Annotated in this window: 16 protein-coding genes; 1 reads left to right on the top strand and 15 read right to left on the bottom strand. The window is 49.0% G+C overall.

What is annotated here, in order from left to right; genetic code table 11:
• Nucleotides 1-105: 105 nt before the first annotated feature.
• The 15 genes from NG665_RS04135 to thrS form a co-directional block, all read right to left on the bottom strand.
• On the bottom strand, nucleotides 106-654 hold the full coding sequence (locus NG665_RS04135) for an adenine phosphoribosyltransferase (protein ID WP_252674017.1): 549 nt from the start codon (nucleotides 652-654) through the stop codon (nucleotides 106-108).
• Nucleotides 651-1,748: a protein translocase subunit SecF gene (gene secF, locus NG665_RS04130; RefSeq protein ID WP_252674016.1), complete on the bottom strand. Its 1,098-nt coding sequence runs from the start codon at nucleotides 1,746-1,748 to the stop codon at nucleotides 651-653. The genes NG665_RS04135 and secF overlap by 4 nt, the downstream gene beginning before the upstream one ends.
• Nucleotides 1,748-3,604: a protein translocase subunit SecD gene (secD, locus tag NG665_RS04125; RefSeq protein WP_252674015.1), complete on the bottom strand. Its 1,857-nt coding sequence runs from the start codon at nucleotides 3,602-3,604 to the stop codon at nucleotides 1,748-1,750. The genes secF and secD overlap by 1 nt, the downstream gene beginning before the upstream one ends.
• Nucleotides 3,605-3,640: 36 nt before the next feature.
• Nucleotides 3,641-4,021 carry a preprotein translocase subunit YajC gene (locus NG665_RS04120; protein WP_252674014.1) on the bottom strand — a complete coding sequence of 127 codons (381 nt, stop codon included), beginning with the start codon at nucleotides 4,019-4,021 and terminating at the stop codon, nucleotides 3,641-3,643.
• A gap of 166 nt (nucleotides 4,022-4,187) precedes the next feature.
• A complete protein-coding gene (gene ruvB / locus NG665_RS04115; protein WP_252674013.1) occupies nucleotides 4,188-5,204 on the bottom strand; it encodes a Holliday junction branch migration DNA helicase RuvB in 1,017 nt (338 codons plus the stop codon).
• A gap of 3 nt (nucleotides 5,205-5,207) precedes the next feature.
• Nucleotides 5,208-5,807 carry a Holliday junction branch migration protein RuvA gene (gene ruvA / locus NG665_RS04110; protein ID WP_252674012.1) on the bottom strand — a complete coding sequence of 200 codons (600 nt, stop codon included), beginning with the start codon at nucleotides 5,805-5,807 and terminating at the stop codon, nucleotides 5,208-5,210.
• Between the two features lie 37 nt (nucleotides 5,808-5,844).
• Nucleotides 5,845-6,465 (bottom strand): crossover junction endodeoxyribonuclease RuvC, encoded by a 621-nt coding sequence (gene ruvC / locus NG665_RS04105; RefSeq protein ID WP_252674011.1) that lies wholly within the window; start codon nucleotides 6,463-6,465, stop codon nucleotides 5,845-5,847.
• Nucleotides 6,465-7,229, bottom strand: a complete 765-nt coding sequence (locus NG665_RS04100; RefSeq protein ID WP_252674010.1) for a YebC/PmpR family DNA-binding transcriptional regulator — start codon at nucleotides 7,227-7,229, stop codon at nucleotides 6,465-6,467. The genes ruvC and NG665_RS04100 overlap by 1 nt, the downstream gene beginning before the upstream one ends.
• A 73-nt stretch (nucleotides 7,230-7,302) precedes the next feature.
• A complete protein-coding gene (locus NG665_RS04095; protein ID WP_252674009.1) occupies nucleotides 7,303-7,863 on the bottom strand; it encodes an NUDIX hydrolase in 561 nt (186 codons plus the stop codon).
• 7 nt (nucleotides 7,864-7,870) lie between these two features.
• On the bottom strand, nucleotides 7,871-9,025 hold the full coding sequence (locus tag NG665_RS04090; RefSeq protein ID WP_252674008.1) for a PrsW family intramembrane metalloprotease: 1,155 nt from the start codon (nucleotides 9,023-9,025) through the stop codon (nucleotides 7,871-7,873).
• Nucleotides 9,015-9,614 (bottom strand): hypothetical protein, encoded by a 600-nt coding sequence (locus NG665_RS04085; RefSeq protein WP_252674007.1) that lies wholly within the window; start codon nucleotides 9,612-9,614, stop codon nucleotides 9,015-9,017. The genes NG665_RS04090 and NG665_RS04085 overlap by 11 nt, the downstream gene beginning before the upstream one ends.
• Nucleotides 9,611-10,747: a glycosyltransferase family 4 protein gene (locus tag NG665_RS04080; RefSeq protein WP_252674006.1), complete on the bottom strand. Its 1,137-nt coding sequence runs from the start codon at nucleotides 10,745-10,747 to the stop codon at nucleotides 9,611-9,613. Before NG665_RS04080 ends, NG665_RS04085 begins: the two co-directional genes overlap by 4 nt.
• The gene (locus tag NG665_RS04075) at nucleotides 10,744-11,709 is read right to left on the bottom strand and encodes a phosphatidylinositol mannoside acyltransferase (RefSeq protein ID WP_252674005.1); all 966 of its coding nucleotides are present in this window, start codon (nucleotides 11,707-11,709) and stop codon (nucleotides 10,744-10,746) included. The genes NG665_RS04080 and NG665_RS04075 overlap by 4 nt, the downstream gene beginning before the upstream one ends.
• Nucleotides 11,709-12,332 carry a phosphatidylinositol phosphate synthase gene (gene pgsA, locus NG665_RS04070; protein ID WP_252674004.1) on the bottom strand — a complete coding sequence of 208 codons (624 nt, stop codon included), beginning with the start codon at nucleotides 12,330-12,332 and terminating at the stop codon, nucleotides 11,709-11,711. The genes NG665_RS04075 and pgsA overlap by 1 nt, the downstream gene beginning before the upstream one ends.
• Nucleotides 12,333-12,340: 8 nt before the next feature.
• Nucleotides 12,341-14,353: a threonine--tRNA ligase gene (gene thrS / locus NG665_RS04065; RefSeq protein WP_252674003.1), complete on the bottom strand. Its 2,013-nt coding sequence runs from the start codon at nucleotides 14,351-14,353 to the stop codon at nucleotides 12,341-12,343.
• Nucleotides 14,354-14,513: 160 nt separating this feature from the next.
• Between thrS and NG665_RS04060 the strand changes: the two genes are divergently transcribed.
• Nucleotides 14,514-15,896, top strand: a complete 1,383-nt coding sequence (locus NG665_RS04060; RefSeq protein WP_252674002.1) for an L-serine ammonia-lyase — start codon at nucleotides 14,514-14,516, stop codon at nucleotides 15,894-15,896.
• Nucleotides 15,897-17,124 lie beyond the last annotated feature (1,228 nt).

Raw genomic sequence — 17,124 nt, 5'->3', positions numbered from 1 at the left:
AAGATACGTAGATACGAGGCATAACCTGCCTCGTATCTACGTATCATGGTAACGCTAGAGATCAACAGCTCACGGTCTAACGTGAGCTGTCATGATCACACACGATCAGTATTTAAGAACCGAATCAACTGCGATGTCAGAACCGAGATATTCACGGCCATTGAATCCGGTTAATTCGATAAGTACGCACAGTCCTACTGGGTCACCACCAGCTTGTCGAATGAGATCACATGCCGCACCAGCAGTGCCACCGGTAGCCAAGACGTCGTCGAGAACTAGAACACGTTGACCATCTTGAACGGTGAATGGTTGTAGTTCCATACGAGCTGAACCATATTCAAGGTCATAGTCAATACCGACCACTGGACCAGGTAGCCGTCCGGCTTTGCGAACTGTTAGCATTCCTACTCCAAGTGCAACAGCTAGCGGTGCAGCTAAAATGAATCCTCGCGATTCCAGGCCTGCAACAGCATCTACTTTGCCCCGGTATTTCTCTGCAATCATCTCGATGAGTGCTGAAAAACCTTGTGGATCGGCAATCAGTGGGGTGATATCGCGAAATAGCACACCACGAGCCGGGAAATCTTGAACTTCGCGTACGTGTGATCGGACGAGCTCAACAACGTCCTGTGGAAAAATATTTTCAGTACTCAACGTTTCTTCCTCTTTTTCTGACGTTTTGGCTGTGCGCGGTGTCCTTGATGACCACCGGCGATGACTTCTACGGAACCAAGTGTAGCGTGGTCTGGTTCAACTTGCTCAGCTGGCTCAGATGATTCGCTACGTCGTGCAAGAACTTCTGCGGTATGTTCGCGAATCTTCGGATTACGCATTGCAAGGAAGACAGCTAACGGAGCAGCAATAATCAGCGATGACAGCGTTGAGAGCAACATACCAACAAACATCACGAGCGCAAGATCACGCAAGGTATCTGCACCAAGAATATATACACCAATGAACAAGATCGCCGTTACGGGAAGCAGACCAGTAATTGAGGTATTCAGCGAGCGAATAAGGCTTTGGTTCATAGCCTGGTTTGCGGTTTCCTCATACGTGTAGCGATATTGTGAGGTCACGTTTTCAGTATTCTCACGCACCTTATCGAATACCACGACTGTGTCGTATAGTGAATATCCCATGATGGTCAACAATCCGATAACGGTAGCTGGAGTAATTTCAAAACCAGCCCACCAATACACACCCAAGGTGATAATGAAGTCGTGGACTAGTGCACCGTTAGCACCTACCGCAATAGTCCATGATCGGAAATACACGGTAAGCACTAGAGATATCAAAACCATAAAGATGATCATTGCGCGAATTGCTTTGGATAAAATATCTGCGCCCCACGATGGTCCAACGAATGTCGAGGTGACATCGGCTGGCTGGACGCCATAGGCACTAGCTAACGCGTCACGAACTTCTTGAGTTTGCTGATCGTCAAGTTTAGCTGTTTGGACTCGGATTGATGACGAGCCCAGGTTAGCAACGCGCGGGGCATCATCTTGCCCAACCTTTTTGATCACATCGTATGCTGGCTGATGCGATGCGTTAGTGGTTCCTGAAACTGTAAATTGCGATCCGCCTCGGAATTCAATACCAGTATTTGGCGACTTAATGGCAAAAGCCAATAGTGATAACACCATCAAAACCAGTGCAAACACTAACCAAATCTTACGACGACCAATGATATTGACAGAAGAACGCCCAGTGTATAAATCATTTCCGATCTTATACATCGATAACATCAGTTCTCCCCTTTCTGTGCTGCCTTGCGCTCACGGCGCTCACGTGCACGACGCTGAGCAAGAGTTTCCTGATGTTGAACAAATCTTTCATCGGGGTACTCATAATCATTGAGCTCAGTTTCTTCGCCATTAGCCAAGACGGCACGTACCTTCCGGGTTTTCTTTTCTGGTTGGGGCTCACTGTAGCCGCGACCGCGATATATAGGTGCACGTTCAAGTTTGAGTGCATCAAGCCCAGAGCCACGCTTACCATCGCCAAAATAGGTAGTCTTGCCCAGATAGTGCATGACTGGGTACGTAAACATCATAACGACGATCAAATCGAGAACGGTGGTAATGCCAAGTGTGAAAGCAAAACCACGCACCGAGCCCACTGTGAGAATGAAGAGAACCGATGCGGCCACTAAATTCACAATGTCAGAGATGATGATGGTTCGCCGTGCGCGTTCCCATCCGTGTTCAATGCCGCCACGGATTGTCAGGCCGTCACGGATCTCATCACGTATGCGTTCAAAGTAGACAATGAACGAATCTGCGGTCACGCCTACGGAAATAATAATTCCTAGTACGCCCGCCATTGATAGTCGGTAACCCATCGTCCACGAGAGGAAGGAAATAACGAAGAAGGACAATCCAGTAGACACGACAATCGATGCGATCGCGATTGCGCCCAAGGCATGGTATTGCCACAGCATATATAAAACGATGAAAAGAATTCCGAACAAACCGGCAATCAGACCTGATTGAAGTTGTTCTGCACCCAGTGTTGCCGAAATTTGTTCTTCGGATTGAACTTCAAAGAAAAGCGGTAGTGAACCGAAGTTTAACTGATTAGCTAAAGCCGCAGCTTCTTTGGCCTTGAAAGAACCGGTGATTTGAGCTTGGCCACCGGTGATAGCATTATCAGTTTTTGGTGCGGAGACTGTTTGACCATCGAGCACAATAGCAAATTGATTTTGTGGTGAGGGAAGTTTAGAGATACGTCCAGTAACTTCAGCAAACTTAGCTGAACCTTCAGAATCGAAATTCATATGGACCGCAAACCCACCATCTGGTTGTCCTTGCTGATTAACCGATGGTCCAGAACTAGCCGATGCAATCGTCGACCCTTCAAGTTCTGCTGGTCCAAGAATAAGTTTGATGCCGCGTTCAGCCTCACACGAAACCATTGCTTTAGCAGGATCATCACCATTTGCTGCAATTGCTTGATCTTTAGAACCGCATTGTAACGTCAACGAGTCGTAAATAATTTGCTCGCTGATCCATGAAGGATCGGAGGCATTAGCAGGAGTAGTAATCGGAGTATCGGAAAGTTTTCCATCACCATCACTATCAGCCAAGGTCATGACTGCTGCTGCGTATTGATCATCAGTCATTGTTTGCGGATCTAAACCTGCTGCTTTATCCCCGAGGCGAGCAACTAGATCTTCTTTTGTAATCGGATTTGGATCTGCATAAGACAGTACCGGTCGCATGCGTAAAACCGCAGATGTACGAACTAGATCAAGAGTGGCCTTATCTGGCTGACCTGGTAGCGCAACAATGATATTTGATCCACCTTGTGCCGTAATTTCTGCTTCTGCAACGCCAGAAGCATCAACACGTTGACGGATGATTTCAATTGCTTGCTTGACATCTTCGTCAGTTACTTCTGATCCATCGGTAGTCAAAGGAGTGAGAATGATTTGAGTTCCACCCTCTAAATCCAGAGCTAATTGCGGTAAAAATCGATTTTTTTCACCAGTTATGGTGCCAAAACTCAAGGTAGCAAAAAGCGCTACAATCAACACACCAAGAGTGATGAGCCGACCAATAGGCTTGCTTTCTTTCTTTCGTTCCTCACGTGAATTTTGCACGCGTCTTCTCCTTGATAGTTTTAAGGGAGGTGGAATCTACTTCCACGCCGACCCTTGCTTATCATCCGACTCTGTCTCGTCATCTGCTAACGGTTCTTCAGCTAAAGCGTTATCAGAGAGTTGCGAATCGTTGCTATACGTTTCATCTTCATCTGTTATAGCCAGTGGTATATCCATCTGCGACATAATTGCCGAGCGCATCCATACAGTTTCATCACCGGAAGGAGATTCCAATGTAACTGCATCTCCATCGACATCGACGATCCGCCCAAAGAAGCCAGAGGAGGTCACAACATTATTGCCAACAACAATCGCTTGCTCGCGTTGGTCGCGCTGTTTTTGCTGTGCCTTACGCGCCGACCGAGAAGTGAATAACAAAAAGGCTAGCAAGACAATTATTACGATTAGGTATTCCATAAAATGCTGTACTCGTTTCGTAGTGGAGACCAAACAAAAGACATTGTACTCCCTTGACTACACCAAACGTAGATAGCATCGTCTTTTGGTACAACACCACACTATTTCGTATGCGTCAAACACCCAGCTAAGATCATGGTTAGCCTAGTTACGAAAAACATGCTACTTACGAGAAAAGGGTATCGGTTGGTGGGGTTATTCCTAAGTGTCGCCACGCTAACTGGGTAGCAATACGCCCTCGCGGAGTTTTGGAAATAAAGCCTTGGCGCATAAGATACGGTTCAGCAACTGTTTCGATCGTTTCTGGCTCTTCACCAACTGAAACCGCCAGCGTAGTCAAACCTACTGGTCCGCCATTAAACCGCCGGCACAATGAGTCAAGAACAGCTCTGTCAAGTCGATCTAAACCGCGCAAATCCACCTCGAAAACTTCAAGTGCTGCCTGAGCAGCAGCAACGTCGAGCTTGCCATCACCGCGAACTTGAGCCCAATCTTGGACTCGTCGCAGTAGACGGTTGGCGATACGCGGCGTACCACGAGAACGCGAGGCTATTTCTTGAGCGGCTTGGCCAGAAAGTTCCGCGTTGAGTTTGCGGGCATTGCGTTCAACAATCGTTGCTAATTCCTGATCGGTGTAGTAGTCAAGGTATGCAGTAAAACCGAACCGATCTCGAAGTGGAGCTGGAAGCATGCCTGCGCGAGTGGTTGCACCAACAACAGTAAAAGGTGGCAGCGCCAACGGAATAGAGGTCGCACCAGGACCTTTTCCAACCATAACGTCAACTCGGAAATCTTCCATCGCCAGATAAAGCATCTCCTCAGCTGTGCGTGCTAACCGATGAATTTCATCAATAAATAAGACATCATTTTCCTGCAATGATGACAACAATGCAGCTAAGTCGCCCGGGTGTTGAATCGCCGGGCCAGACGTTAGCCGAAGCGCACCGCCTACCTCAGCAGCGATAATCATAGCCAAGGTCGTCTTACCTAATCCGGGCGGACCAGAGAGCAAAACATGGTCTGGGGCCTTACCTCGCGCGATGGCAGCATCAAGAACGAGCGATAACTGTTCGCGCACCACATGCTGGCCTACAAATTCTTCAAGTCGTTTCGGGCGAAGCGCAGCTTCTTGAGCACGCTCCGTATCTGAGGCTTGACCGGTTGTGATGTCATTCCACTCCATGGGTTATCTCCGAGCTCCAAGAATCTGTAGCGAACGGCGCAACAGTTGCGCTACTGACGCCTCAGGTTCAGCTTCCATAGCTTCAGCTATCGCAGGGCTTGCTTCGCGCTCGCTCCACCCCAAATTCACAAGCCCCTGCAACACATCGGCATTGGTAGCAGCGCTTTGCCCCTCTGCGCCAACTACTGGAGAACTGTGGCGGGCCGGACCAAGTTTGTTGCCCAGCTCTAAGATCATGCGCTGAGCACCTTTTTTCCCTATCCCCGAAACACGTGTGAGCGCAGCTTCATTTTTCGTCGCCACCGCTTCACGCAATTGATCAGGAGTTAAAGTTGCTAACACTGCAAGCGCAGTGCGCGGACCAATTCCGCTCACCCCAGTGATGATGTTGAATACATCGCGCTCATCTGAATCACCAAAGCCGTAAAGCGTTAACGAATCTTCACGAACAATGAGCGTCGTCGCTATCCGTGCCTCGCTACCTAGCCGCAACGTCGAAAGCGTCTTAGGAGTAGCAAGTACCTCTACTCCTATCCCCCCGACGTCGATAACGGCAGCCGAGGTGCCGATCTCTACGACGTCCCCGCGCACACTAGCAATCACTACACCACTCCTTCGAACATATGTTTGATTGAGTTTATCACGAAGGCTTGACTGCGCCATGACGACGCGACATTCGCTCAGCACTCGCCCATGCTTTTTGGGCAGGTGTTAAGTCTGCGCCCTCGGCACGCGGCAGCATTCCTGCACCACCATGCTGGGAGCGGTCAACATCAACCATTGCTTGGGCTCCCCCGCGCCAAGCGTGACATATCGCCACGGCTATCGCATCGGCGGCGTCCTTGGGGCGCGGAAGTTTATCTAAGCCTAAGATGCGCTGGACCATCATTTGCACCTGTATCTTTTGCGCCCGCCCATGCCCGGTTACTGCTGCTTTAACTTCAGAAGGAGAATGCATCCCTACTGGTAGTGAGGCTTTAGCAGCTGCGAGTGAGACAATACCAACAACTTGCGCAGTGGACATAACCGAGCGCACGTTATCTTGGGCAAATACCCGTTCGATTGCCACAACATCTGGACGATGGAGTTTAATCGTCTCTTCAATTTCTTGCGAAATAACCAGTAACCGTTGGTGCGGCGCCATCTGTGGATCAGTGCGCGCCACACCAACAGAAACCAACGAAATTCTGCGCGCTATGCCGGCATCAAGGACGCAGATGCCACAACGCGTCAGTCCCGGATCGACTCCGAGAATGCGCACTAGTCTTCCTCAGCGAGGGCAGCTTCAACCTCGGGAGTAAGATCGAGGTTTGAGTACACATTTTGGATATCGTCGACGTCGTCAAGGGCATCGATAAGTTTCATCAGCTTATGTGCAGTTTCAACGTCGCTGATTTCTACCTTCATCGAAGGAACAAACTGAACTTCGGCGGAGTTGTAATCGATTCCCTCGGCTTGCAGTGCCTTACGAACTTCGACGACGTCGTTGGGCTCACTGATAACTTCGAACGTATCGCCTTCGTTTGTTACCTCTTCAGCTCCGGCTTCCAACACAGCCATGAGAATGTCATCTTCGGAAATATCGCCAGTGTTGGGAACTTCCACGACGCCTTTACGTGAGAACATATATGAAACGGAACCCGGATCAGCTAACGTTCCTCCGTTACGAGTCAATGCGACGCGAACATCTGAAGCTGCTCGGTTACGGTTGTCAGTCAAACACTCGATGAGGATAGCAACGCCGTTAGAACCGTAGCCCTCATACATAATATTTTCATAATTAACCGACTCAGCGCCTTCACCAGAGCCACGTTTAACAGCGCGATCAATATTATCTGCAGGAACTGAATTCTTCTTAGCTTTTTGGATAGCATCATAAAGAGTCGGATTTCCAGCAGGATCGCCGCCGCCGGTACGCGCAGCAACTTCAATATTCTTAATCAGACGGGCAAATAATTTACCGCGCTTGGCATCAATAGCCGCTTTCTTATGCTTCGTGGTAGCCCACTTAGAGTGTCCTGACACGGATATCTCCTTCTGTTACGAAATCTACTTAGGCATTCTACAACCATTCTTGGTCAGGCTAAAACCTCAAGTGTTATTCTTCGGCAATGATATGGCAGATTCCATCCCACTTTTCTTCCCATTGGCGCACGTACGCAACGAGGCCAGCGGGAAACACTTTCTGCCCCTGAAGCTGGATTTTTTCAAGTTCATCGAGATCCCACCACCGCTGTTCATCAAGCACTTTGCGCTCTAACGCGGTCCAACCACGCGAATCACTAGCTACTAGCGAGCTTGCCTCAGCCTCACTTAGTCGCACGATAAAGAATTCTTCGTCTTGTTTTCGAACCTGGGCCAAAAACCGAAATAGCGCAGAACGTTTGATAACTGGACCACTAAGACGTTCGACGTCGATACTCAGCCCGGTTTCCTCACGTAACTCCCGTATGGCTGCTTGTTGGGCACTTTCATCTCCTTCACGTCCACCACCTGGGGTAAACCACCAGGTATGCGTTGGATCGTCAAGATCGTGACCGCGAATCAAGAAAATGCGATTGCGTGAGTCGAGCAAAATGACACGGGCAGCTTGCCGATATGGATAGCCTTCGTCGTTAAGTGGCCACTCTTCAAAATCATTTCCCGACAACTCAACCATTTCCTAACTACCGTGACGTGAAAATTTTGCGCAACCGCTCAATTTCGCCTAGCAAGGATTTAATATACTCCTGCTCATCGGCATCACGCCATTGTCGCCGCCGAGTAATCCCGGTAGTTTCATGCCCTAAATTGATAAGTATTTCTTGGAAGCGACGCATCGCCTCCGTACCTATTCCTGGCGAGGCACCTAATTTCCGGCTCTGATATTCTGCCCAAACCAAGGCTTGGCGACGATTTTTAACTCGTTCGATCATAACGACTTCATGGCGCGCTACTAACCCGGCACGAACATAGCCTTCAAGTCCACTAACCACGATCCGTTTTTCATATATTCGTGCAAAAATCACACAGCACAAAGCCACGATTGTTAACGGAACATTAACGAGAATTTTGTATTTCGTATACGTCATGCCTTCCCAATACACGGCATCGTTATTGATGAAGTGGAAGAGAGCAGACGTTAAAAGTGCTGGGATCATCCACCACACTACGGCTAACTTGCGTCGAGAATACTCTGCAAAACCGATGAAAAATCCAAACAGCGCCGAATAAGTATCATGGCTTAACGGACCGTCGAGGAATCGAACGGTAAAAACTTCACTCAAGAACTCATAATCACGTACAAAATAGAGAATATTTTCGGTGAAACCGAATCCGGCACCGATAAGCGCACCGTATACGATGCCGTCAATCGGACCATTAAAGTAGCGTCGGAAGAGCACAAAAATCATGATGATTCCCATGCCTTTAACTATTTCTTCTGATATTGGGGCTACCCAGGAGGCAGTATAACGAGAAATATTGTAGACAAGGTCATCTTCACTAATGAGCTGAGGCAGAAGCCGGGTGGAAGCAAAATCATTGATGGATCCGCCTAGAAGAATCGATACGCCACCTCCCCACAAAAACGCAAAAATATACAGCGATATCGTTTCTGGCTCCCAATAATCAATAATCCACACCAAAACGAGTGTAAAAACAACTGGGATAACCGCCCATAGCGCCGAAACAACAGCACCCGAAAGTCCCGCAGGTTCAGCTAGCGCGGGCAAAATTTCTAAAATAGCTATGCCAGCAAAAAACCCAAGAATAATCAGGTGGGTGTAAAAACTCGGAGAATGTTTAGAGGGAAGTGCATATCTGCTGCGATTATTCATCATCTATATCTATAGTTTGGGGCCAGGCAGCATAGCCTTGGATATGGAACAATCGGGCCAGCCAACTTTGGCGAATTCGACGGGCACCAGCAACATGAATATTGTGAAAGCGTCGAGTTAGACGAACTTTATGCCGAGCTAAATGCAGTCTTTCTAAAATATCTGTGTACCCCTCGCGGTCAATCTCTTCGAGCTGATCAACAGTTAAGCGCAAAACTCGCGAGAGTTCAGATTCTAAATCTAGGCGATCTGGACCACCGCGTTTGAGAACGGCAACATCTGTGGGAGCTGATCGGTGGACTTTGATTTCATCAAGACCATCGTCAACAAGAATATATCCAGCTGCATCACCTGCATCGTGGGCAGCATTATTAAGAACCACACTTCCGGCAAGATCCAGAACGCCGCTTTGGGCAACCTCTTGGGCAATGCGCGCCCGGGTTGTTAACGCATTTTCAAACGATGCACGAGATCGTAAAATATTTTTGTGTAACGCATCGAGGCGACGAGCCTTTGTTGATAGCACGATCCCAGCAGCGCCGATAATAAATATGACAACGCCACAGGCAAGCCAAAAACTCAACGGCATCATTGCCCCACTTTCAGCTCGGCTGTAGCCAAAGCGGTCTCGTAAACCGTTAGGATCTGTGATGCCACCGTACTCCAGTCATAACGCCACGCAGCCTTACTACCAGCTTGGGCTCGCTTCGTGCGCGATTGCGGATCTGCTAGTTCATGGCAAACAACATCGGCCAAAGACTGCGGATTTTCATTAGCAAAATGGCAGCCATAGGCGCCATTGTCAAGAACTGCACGAAAGGCAGGAATATCGGAGGCGATAATTGATGCACCAGCACTCATGGCTTCAACCAAAATAATGCCAAAGGATTCCCCTCCAGTATTAGGCGCTAAATACAGATCAGTGCTTGCTAAAAGACTAGCTTTATCTGCATCAGAGATCGCACCAAGGAAGGTCACTGCGTGACTATGCGGACCAAAGAGACGCTGGGCTTGCTCGATATCTCCTTTGCCGGCAACAAACAGGCGTACGCCTGGGTAGCGCTGAATAATAGCAGGAAAGGCTTGAGCTATAACAGGTAAACCTTTCCGTGGCTCATCGATCCGGCCTAAGAAGCTTAACGTAGGGTTTTTTGGACTGCCAACAAAACGCGGATCTGGAGATTGAACCCGCATTGACTCAACGTAAACACCATTAGGTATCACCCATGCGTCAGCACCAAGATACTGGACTGCCGTACGCCGAGCTTCTTGAGAAACTGCGATCCGAGCCTGGATCTTTTCCAACATTGGAATTAAGAACGGTGAAGCTATTGCCATTAGACGAGACTTATCCATCGCCGTATGGAATGTCGAGACAACCGGGCACGTAGCGCTCACTAACGCCAACATAGATACCGATGGAGTAAACGGTTCATGTACGTGCAAAACATCGAGGTCTTGCTCGCGCAACCACGATCGAACTAGGCGATTAACTTTAGGACCAAAAGAGAGTCGCGCAACTGATCCATTGTATTTAATGGGAATAGCCCCGCCCACGGGGAACACAAATTCTTCAAGTCCATCTTCGCCCGGCTGGCGCTCCGAAGGGGCGATAACACTGACATGATGGCCCCGCCGAATAAGCTCTTGGGCTAAGTCACGAATATGGAACTGTACGCCGCCAGCCACATCCCACGAATAACCACACGCTATTCCGATCTTCATAACGACTCCTTCAAAGCTCGAGCCAGACGCTGCGGGTCAAGATCGGCAACAAAGACTTTTTGAAGCATGTGCCAATGCGTCAGATGGTCACGCCCAATGCGAGAAATAGCTTCAGCCCACTCATCCATCATTCGCTGCACATCTGCCACGCGCTGAGCTTGGGGGGCGTGAGCATCAACACCGGGATAGATGGGATCTGCGATGATAACTTTAATTCCCCACGAAGTGCCTGCGTTACGAACTCGCTGGGTATCGTGAGCAAAATTATCGGCTATATTCACTACCGGGAACAGCGGTGTCCCGGTACGTAACGCGAGAATAGCTGGACCGGGCGCCACTCGAGCAGCATGGCCAAATAGTTGAACCTCTACCCCACTGGCACTGAGATCTCGATCGCATAAGATCGGGACAAAGCAACGGTTGTTCCCCATATCGATAGTGAGCGCATCGATAACACGGGCGTTTTTCTCTGCGTGGTATATCACCATACCCAGATCTCGACGCAGATCGAGAAAGCGCTGGGCGATCTCGGCCGGTTGTAGTTTTTCAGCGATGGTATGCACCGGCGCAAGATTCTTCGTGGCCCATGCCCCTGCCAAATCCCAGTTTCCCATGTGCATCAGCGCAGCGCTACATGAGCTGTGTCGCAACGTTTGTTGCAACGTCTCGATATTCTCCACTGAAACGCGGGCAGCTACTTGCTCGTCAGTCAAATGCGCAAGTCGAAACGCTTCATAGTAGTAGCGCATGTAATGGCGCATTGCTTGTGCACTACGACGTCGTTGGGCAAAAGTGCGAGGCAGTGGCGCCACGCGTTGGTAGTTAGCGCGCAACTGACGAACACCGTCGAGATTGGACCATCCAGCAACGCTACCTACGGCGGAAAATATTGATCGTGCCACAGACTCAGGTAAGTAGTGCGCAGCAAAATCAATGAGAGAAAAAACCCGTTGCGGTTCCATCACTGACCACGCTCGCGCAGCTGAGCTCGAACATAGAACATTCGTTGCAACACCGTTACGCCAGCCATGAGGGCTAAAAGCCACAGACCCACTGCCATCACCCAGTGCGGTGCACCCAGCCCAACAGCTAACGTAAAAATCCCCGCAATGACGAGTCGATCCGCACGCTCCGCAAAACCAACCGCGGCTGTACACCCGATGCTTTCAGCTTTAGCACGTGTATAAGGGACAACACTTCCAAGTAGACCAGCACATAATGCTCCGCTCATCACCCATGGCGAGAACGTCTCTTGGGCGTGCAGGTAGCCCCATATTCCCAGCGCGGCGAAAACCGCAGCATCTGTGACTCGATCCAAAGTAGAATCAAGAAAGGAACCCCAAGCGGAATTTGTACCGGTCAGCCGGGCAATTTGGCCGTCAAGATTATCGAAGATCAACACTATTGTGGTGAGCACAACGCCAGTAATCAACATATTCTTAGGCAAGAAATACAAGGCGGATACACACGAGAGAATAGTGCCCGTCCAAGTCACAATATTTGCGCTAATCCCCATTCGCACGAATAGTCGAGCAATTGGGCCGAAGAAACGTTGCGCAAAGGGCCTACCACTGCGAGAAAGCATCGAATTCCCTACTGATTAGAATGGCTACGGATATCGTTGACAATACGGGTTATTGCCTCTTCTAGTGCAACTCCGTTATCTTGCGAACCATCACGCATACGGAACGATACTGCCCCAGCTTCCATATCTTCGCCTCCGGCAATTAATGTAAAGGGGATCTTATCCTTTGATGCGTTACGAATCTTCTTCGGGAATCGATCATCAGATTTATCTACTTCAACCCGAACTCCATGCGCACGCAACTTGTTTGCTATTGAGTCGAGATACTCGTTAAACGCATCTGCTACCGGGATACACCTAACCTGCACTGGAGCAAGCCATGCCGGGAAGGCTCCGCCGTAATGTTCGGTAAGAACACCGAAGAAACGCTCAATGGAGCCAAAGAGCGCACGGTGAATCATCACTGGGCGATGGCGATCCCCATCAGGGCCGGTATATTCAAGATCAAAGCGCTCTGGAAGATTAAAATCGAGCTGGATTGTTGACATCTGCCACGTCCGCCCGAGGGCGTCTTTTGCTTGGACGGAAATCTTCGGGCCATAGAAAGCAGCGCCTTCTGGATCAGGAACAAGTTCAAGACCAGATGCCTCAGCTACTTCTTGTAAGGTACGGGTTGATTCTTCCCAGACTTCGTCGTCGCCAACAAACTTCTTCGGATTCTTCGTTGAGATTTCGAGGTAGAAATCATCCAAACCGTAGTCTTTAAGCAAATCCAATACGAAAGTAAGCAATCGAGTAAGCTCACTCTTCATTTGCTCACGGGTGCAATAGATATGTGCATCGTCTTGGGTAAATCCACGAGCACGCGTAAGGCCGTGAACCACACCAGAAGCCTCGTTACGATAAACTGTGCCGAACTCAAATAGGCGCAATGGCAACTCGCGATAAGATCGTCCGCGGGAACGATAAATCAAGTTGTGCATTGGGCAATTCATCGGTTTGAGATAGTAGTCAGTACCTTGTTTGGTGATATTGCCTTCGGCATCACGTTCTTCATCCATGTGCATCGGCGGGTACATACCATCTGCATAGAAATCGAGGTGCCCAGAAACCTCAAATAGATTCCCTTTCGTAATATGAGGAGTATTGACGAAAGAGTAGTCAGCTTGAATGTGCTTTTGGCGCGAATAATTTTCCATTTCCATACGGATAACTGCGCCCTTAGGGTGGAAGACAGCTAAGCCCGAACCGATTTCATCTGGGAAGGAGAACAAGTCGAGTTCAGTTCCGAGCTTGCGATGGTCGCGACGCTCAGCTTCAGCAATTCGTTCCTGATATGCCCGTAGTTCATCCTTGGAAGGCCACGCGGTGCCATAAATACGTTGCAGAGAATCATTAGCTTGGTCTGCGCGCCAATACGCGGCAGATGAACGAGTCAAAGCAAAACCGTTACCGATCAGCTTTGTGTTGGGTAGATGGGGACCGCGGCAAAGATCAGTCCATACTACTTCACCGGAGCGTTTAACGTTGTCATACATCGTCAGTTCAGCGCCGCCAACTTCAATAGAAGCCCCTTGCGCTGCCTGGTCATTTTGAGCATCACTGCCACCTTTAAGTGAAATAAGCTCCAACTTATAAGGTTGGTCTGCTAATTCCTGGCGGGCATCTTCTTCGGATATCGGACGACGAACGAAGCGTTGTCCTTCTTTAACAATACGCATCATGTCTTTTTCCAGTTGCTTGAGCATTTCTGGCGTGACAGCATCGATATTGCCAAAATCATAATAGAAACCATCGGTGATGAATGGCCCGATTCCTAAATTAACATCCGGAAAACGTTGCTGGACTGCTTGCGCTAAAACGTGAGTGGCGGAATGGCGGAGGATGTTAAGGCCATCTTCTTCGCTGATATCAACACCTTGAACATGGGCGTTGTCAGGCAAGGTAGTGAGATCAGTACTGAGGTCTTTCAACACTCCATCAACCCGCAGGGCTACTATCGAGCGTTGTGCGGAATAAAATTCAATTCCACTGATCGCCGAATCGAATTCTTGGACTTCACCATCAATATTGAGCTTCACTTAAGCCTCCTGAGTCTTCCGCTCGCCATACTAGGGCGCTCGGCATTGCTAAATCATTTTAAGTTTACGTCACTATCGGCAATGCTTCATCTACGACATCGTTTCTAGGAGAGATATTACTTACCTAGCGTTGGTTAAATATCTCAATTACTCTAGTTCCATGGCATTGAGTGTTTTTGATTTATTTTCTATCGGTATCGGTCCATCGTCTTCGCACACCGTGGGACCTATGCGTGCAGCTGTGGAATTTCTTGAGCTACTTGGAGATAAGATCCCTGCGGTTTCACGGGTGCGCTGTACTCTCAATGGATCTTTGGGGGCAACTGGCGTCGGACATGGCACAGACAGGGCCGTTATGCTCGGTCTGATGGGAGAAATACCAGAAATAGTAAATCCCAAGAGCGTAGCTCCTGCTGTAGCTGACGTACAAGTTACCGGACGCCTAAAACTTGGTGGCACCCACGATATCGCATTTTCTCCCAATACCGACATCGTTCTTGATGGGTTACATGAATTACCGGGGCATCCCAATGGCATGCGCTTAGAAGCCTGGGATGAGGAAGGCAACTATTTAGCTGACCAAATCTACTATTCAGTGGGAGGTGGCTTCATTGTTTCAGGTGATATTTCACCTGCAGATCCAGTAGTGTGTGAAACCACTGACGTACCCTTCCCCTACGAAACAGCTTCAGATTTGCTGGCGCATTGCGCACGAGAAGGCAAATCAATTGCCGAAATCGCCTATGCAGATGAACTATCGATGCACACCGCCGAAGAAATTGATCGTGATCTACATGCGGTATGGGATGTCATGCAAGAGTGTGTTCGTAACGGTGCAACTTCAGAAGGACGCCTACCTGGCGGACTCCAAGTTCTGCGTCGCGCGCCAGCGTTGTATCGCAAGCTCACCAACGAAACTACAACTGATCCACTGAGTACACTTGACTGGGTGAGTTTTTATGCGTTAGCGGTCAATGAAGAAAATGCAGCCGGCGGACGGGTCGTTACCGCTCCAACAAATGGCGCAGCTGGAATAATTCCTGCCGTACTGCACTACTACCGTGATTTTATTGATGGAGCTGATTGGCAAGGAGTAAAAACTTTCCTGCTCACTTCTGCAGCAATTGGAATGATTTTCAAGAACACTGCTTCTATTTCTGGAGCCGAGGTCGGATGCCAAGGTGAAGTTGGATCGGCTTGTTCGATGGCAGCAGCTGGATGCGCTGCAGTAATGGGTGGCACACCTGCACAGGTAGAAAATGCTGCCGAAATCGCCATGGAACATAATCTTGGTCTGACCTGCGATCCAATTGGCGGATTAGTCCAAGTTCCATGCATTGAACGCAATGCAATCGCAGCTGTAAAAGCTATTACCGCAGCGCGTACCGCAATCCATGGCGATGGTTCGCATGTGGTATCGCTCGATGACGTTATCGTCACTATGCGAGAAACTGGTAGAGATATGCAGGCTAAGTACAAGGAAACTGCTTTGGGCGGCCTAGCGGTCCATGTTGGCGTCTCAGTCAACGTCGTGGAATGTTAATCCGGCTCAGCCCTGCGCTAATCGAGCGCTTTGCGTTTTAGCGGGGTGTGGTAATAGAAAAGGTGGTGAAAGTAGAATCATCTTTGACATGGGATCGAAAACCTGACTCTACTTTCACCAGCCCTTGTCCTACAGTATTTTTGCTTCGATTAGCTAGTTCTAAGATGATCATTTTTTGCTCTAACCACCGCGCGAATTACCAACACCTTAGAAATGCGCGCAGAAGAATATGGCCCCCTGAGGCAAGATCCGGTTTTACTAGCGCGAGATTGAGGGAAATACTAGCGTTTTTACTAGCGCGAGCTTACGGGAAATACTAGCCCTACCATCAAGAAAACATGTCTAGTTTAGCGGGCCATGAGAATGAAGTAGCAATCTCATACCAGGTAAACAGACACTTCTGCCAGCCTAATCCGCAAACCCCATCACAACTAGCACCCCTCCATCCAAACTTCCAGTCCAACTCCCAACCAGCTCCCTTGAACTACCAGCCCCCTTGAACTACCAGCCACCTTGAACTACCAGCCCCCTTGAACTACCATCCGGTGTGCCCTAAATCTCGGCTCTTCAACCAAATATTTCATCCAAATTACACACCAACCACCAACCAGCCCTACCAAATCTCAACACATCTACTATCCTGCCTTTCCAAATCTGATCACATCTAGCTACAGTCCTGCCAAACCACACTTTCTACCGGCTACCACTCTCTCTAACGCCATTTCATCTACTATCCAACCTGATCAAGACTTTAAGTTGTGCCGAAACCGGGGTATATGGGGCGATGTCCCCGTATATGAGGACATCACCCCATATACCCCGGTTTTGCAACAGACCAAGCCCACCACCACCCCTTAAAACCCGACATTTCAGAATAACAACCAGATTGGATTCGCCTATCGTGGCTATTTACTTCGATTATTGCGGGTAGGCAGGGAGAATAACCGGTTTTGATGGCGTGGTTGGCCTGAAAACCAGCAGTTATAGACTGTTATGGACTAATCAATAGATCGTTGAGAGCTAGTCGATGATTGTTATGGGCTAGTAATCAGAACAAAAATGGACCTTGCAGCTTATATCCAGTAGATAACCTTGCAGCTTATATCTGGCAGACAACCACAGAAAACAATGGTTCAAATTTAGCAGCCAAGATAACCGACCATTTCGAAGAAATACGGCTCTTCGGATTTTGGCGGGGTGTGGGGATGTGAAAGTGGTGAAGATAGTT

The sequence above is a fragment of the Arcanobacterium pinnipediorum genome (genome assembly GCF_023973165.1).
Taxonomy (GTDB): domain Bacteria; phylum Actinomycetota; class Actinomycetes; order Actinomycetales; family Actinomycetaceae; genus Arcanobacterium; species Arcanobacterium pinnipediorum.
Note: the sequence above shows the minus strand (reverse complement) of the source record. Positions and strands in the feature narration are given on the sequence as shown.